At 68.9% G+C, this 3,414-nt stretch carries 4 protein-coding genes; 2 read left to right on the top strand and 2 right to left on the bottom strand.

Annotated features, from left to right (window positions below; all coding sequences use genetic code 11):
* Positions 1-1,136: cation:proton antiporter (locus tag DMC18_RS07395; RefSeq protein ID WP_110132808.1), on the bottom strand; the 1,136-nt coding region annotated here is incomplete at its 3' end.
* A gap of 167 nt (positions 1,137-1,303) precedes the next feature.
* Here DMC18_RS07395 and DMC18_RS07390 point away from each other — a divergent pair.
* Positions 1,304-1,702, top strand: coding sequence for a DUF1489 family protein (locus DMC18_RS07390; protein WP_110119012.1), 399 nt, complete (start codon positions 1,304-1,306; stop codon positions 1,700-1,702).
* Positions 1,703-1,865: 163 nt separating this feature from the next.
* On the opposite strand, the gene panC is transcribed toward DMC18_RS07390, so the two are convergent.
* Positions 1,866-2,714: a pantoate--beta-alanine ligase gene (gene panC / locus DMC18_RS07385; protein ID WP_110119013.1), complete on the bottom strand. Its 849-nt coding sequence runs from the start codon at positions 2,712-2,714 to the stop codon at positions 1,866-1,868.
* 200 nt (positions 2,715-2,914) lie between these two features.
* On the opposite strand from panC, the gene DMC18_RS07380 reads away from it, so the two are divergent.
* Positions 2,915-3,414: division plane positioning ATPase MipZ (locus DMC18_RS07380; RefSeq protein ID WP_146218000.1), on the top strand; the 500-nt coding region annotated here is incomplete at its 3' end.

Below are 3,414 nucleotides of genomic sequence, written 5' to 3'. Positions count from 1 at the left end.
CCGATGATGCCCTTCTGCAGGCCGATGTTGATGATGATCAGCTCCATCAGGCCGCGGGCGTTCATCAGGGCGCCGATGCCGAGGGCGGTGGGGTTGTCCTGGCCGGTCAGGCGCGCGGCGGCCCAGCAGGCCCCGCCCTTGGCCAGGATCGAGCCGGCCAGGATGACCAGGGCGACGAGAACCAGCGACCAGCTGTTGACCAGGTTGATCTGGGTGTTGAGCCCCGAGAAGGTGAAGAACATCGGCACCAGCAGGGCGACCGTGAACGGCTCCAGCTGCTTCTTCAGCTCCCGGGTCAGCACGCCGCGCGGCATGGCCGCGCCCAGCAGGAAGCCGCCGAACACCGAGTGCAGGCCGGCCGCGTCCATCGCCCAGGCGCTGAGCATGAACAGCATGATCACCACGCCCAGCAGCGGCGGGGTGAGCTTGCCCTCGCGCTCGGCCCAGCGGCCCAGCGGGGCCAGCAGCCTGGGGGCGACGGTCAGCATGAACAGGGCGAACAGGCCGCCGCCGATCAGCGCTTTGAGCGCCACGGCCGGGCCGCCGCCGAACGAGGCCAGCACGATGGCCAGCACGGTCCAGGCGCCGGCGTCGTCGATGGCGCCCGACGACAGGGCCAGCGAGCCGAGCGGGGTCCGGGTCAGGCCGCGCTCCTGGATGATCCGGGCCAGCACCGGGAAGGCGGTGATCGAGATCGCCGCGCCCATGAACAGCGTCGCCTGGAACGTCTGAACGCCCTTGCCGAACAGGTTCAGGCTCATCAGCCAGGGCGTCAGGGCGACGGCCACCAGGAACGGCGCGATCATGCCCGACAGCGAGACGGACAGGGCGCTCCTGGCGTTGGTCCTGAAGTGGTCGGCGCGGAAGCCGATCCCGACCAGGAACATGTAGAGACCCACGCCCAGCTGCGCGCCGACGAACAGGATCGACTTGGATTCCTTGGGAAACAGCGTGTGCTGGAGGTCCGGCGCCAGCAGGCCCAGTAGGGACGGGCCCAGGATGATGCCGGCGATCATCTCGCCGATCACCTGCGGCTGGTCGAAGAACCGCTTCAGCACCCAGCCGGTGGCGCGGCAGGCCGCGACGATGACCGCCATCTGCAAGAAGAAGGCTACGCTGAGTTCGGCCGGCGTCATGCCCCGGATCCCCCTGATCTGCGCCGCCTTGGGCGGTCGCCGTTTCATCCCTGGGCTCAGCGATATCACTGGTCGCGGGCTGCACGCCAGCGGCGAGTGATAACGTTGTCATGAGCGTGCGGCGATCCCGCGCTTGCATGACGGCCGCGCGTCGCTAAATCCGGCTCATGGCTCTGCACATGATCAAGCTGGTCGTCGGCTGCGACACCATCGACGACCTTCTCGCCTGGCACGAGGAAGGCCATCCGTGGGTGATGCACACCCGGATGACGCCCAAGCGCATCGACGAGATCCTCGACGGCGGCTCGCTCTATCGCGTGTTCAAGGGCCAGGTGCTGTGCCGCCAGACCATCCTGGCCATCGACACGGTGGGCGAAGGGCAGGCCGCGCGCTGCGAGGTGACGGTGGATCCGACCATCGTCCGCGTCGCGCCCCAACCGCGCCGGGCCTTCCAGGGCTGGCGCTATCTGAAGCCCGAGGACGCCCCGCCGGACCTGACCGAGGGCGAGGCCGCCGACATGCCGCCGGAGCTGGCGCGGCAGCTGCGCGAACTCGGCGCCTGGTGAGCGCTTAGCGTCTCGTCAACCCAGGGGTGCGACGCTTGATCCTCGGTCTTGTGAGGAGAGCGAAGATGCGGCTGGCTTACGTGGCGCTCGGCATGGGTCTGCTGTTCCTGGCGATGGTGATCGCCGTCGGGGTCGCCCTGGCGGTGAGGGTCTGAGAGCGCTCTCAGACGCCCATGTTGTCGATCAGGCGGGTCTTGCCCAGCCAGGCGGCGACCAGCAGGCGGGCCTTGGCGCCGTTCAGGGCGTCCGGACCCAGGCGCGACAGGTCGTCGGCGTCGCGGAAGTCGAAATAGTCGACCTGGCGGAAGCCGGCGGCGGCCAGGGCGGCCTTGCCGGCGGCCTCGGCGGCTTCGACGCGCTCGCCGGCCTGGACGGAGGCGATGGCGGCCTTCATGGCGTTCGGCAGGGCGACGGCGGCGGCGCGTTCCTCGGGCGACAGGTAGGCGTTGCGCGAGGAGAGGGCCAGGCCGTCCTCGGCGCGGGCCGTGGGGGCGCCGACGATCTCGACGGGCAGGTCGAGGTCGCGGGTGACGCGGCGGATGACCTGGAGCTGCTGGTAGTCCTTCTCGCCGAAGACGGCGATGTCGGGCTCCGCCTGGATCAGCAGCTTGGTGACCACGGTGGCGACGCCGCCGAAGAACTGCGGGCGGGCGGCGCCTTCCAGCGGCTCGGACACGCCGGTCAGGTTGATGCTGGTCGCGAAGCCCTCGGGGTACATCTCGGCGCCATTGGGGGCGAACAGCAGGTCGCAGCCGACGGTCTCCAGAAGCTCGGCGTCGCGGGCCTCGCCGCGCGGATAGGCGTCGAAGTCCTCGTGCGGGGCGAACTGCTTGGGATTGACGAAGACGCTGGCCACGGTGCGCGCGACCTTGGTCTGGGCCAGGCGGATCAGCGACAGGTGGCCGTCGTGCAGCGCGCCCATGGTCGGGATCAGGCCCACCTGCTCGCTGGCGGCCTTCCAGGCGCGGACTTGCTGGCGCAGCTCGGCGACGGTGCGGACGATGCGGGTCATGGCGGAACTCTGCTGCAACGCAAAAACAAGCGTTCGGACGGGGCGGCTTATGGCCGATCTGGGACAGTCGGTCCACCTGCGACACGGAGTCTGTGGACGCCGGGCGCCACAAGATTGACGCTGATGGCGTGCAGGGCGCTTCATGCGCGTTAAGATTTTGGTTAGATTCGCCGAGTCGGGCGGAACGAAGGATGAAGCCAATGGCCGAAACGCGCGTGATCGTCGTCGGCAACGAAAAGGGCGGCGCCGGCAAGTCGACCATCGCCATGCACCTGATGACGTCGCTGCTGTACGGCGGCGCCCGGGTCGCGATCATGGATCTGGACCTGCGCCAATGCACCAGCATGCGGTTCTGCGAGAACCGCGTGGCCTGGCTGGCCGGCAACGACATCAAGCTGCCGATGCCGCAGACCTTCCGTCTCAGCGACAACGACATCGCCCTGGCCGCGGCCTCGGAGGCCGAGCAGGTCGCCGCGTTCGAGAAGGCGTTCCTGGCCGCGCGCGAGGTCGCCGACTTCGTGCTGATCGACACCCCCGGCGGCGACACCCAGATCACGCGCATGGCCCATGGCCTGGCCGACCTGATCGTCACCCCGATGAACGACAGCTTCGTCGATTTCGACATGCTGGGTCACGTCGACCCGGTGACCATGGAGCTGCAGAAGCCCAGCCTCTATTCCCAGACGGTGTGGGAGGCCCG

Source organism: Caulobacter sp. D5 (assembly GCF_003185805.1).
Taxonomy (GTDB): domain Bacteria; phylum Pseudomonadota; class Alphaproteobacteria; order Caulobacterales; family Caulobacteraceae; genus Caulobacter.
The sequence above is the reverse complement of the archived record's forward strand: the minus strand, read 5'-3'. Positions and strand labels throughout refer to the sequence as shown.

Bases quoted from the DNA above. Each gene is read 5' to 3' on its own strand.
- panC (WP_110119013.1), bottom strand. From the start codon at position 2,714: ATGACCCGCATCGTCCGCACCGTCGCCGAGCTGCGCCAGCAAGTCCGC.
- DMC18_RS07390 (WP_110119012.1), top strand. From the start codon at position 1,304: ATGGCTCTGCACATGATCAAGCTGGTCGTCGGCTGCGACACCATCGAC.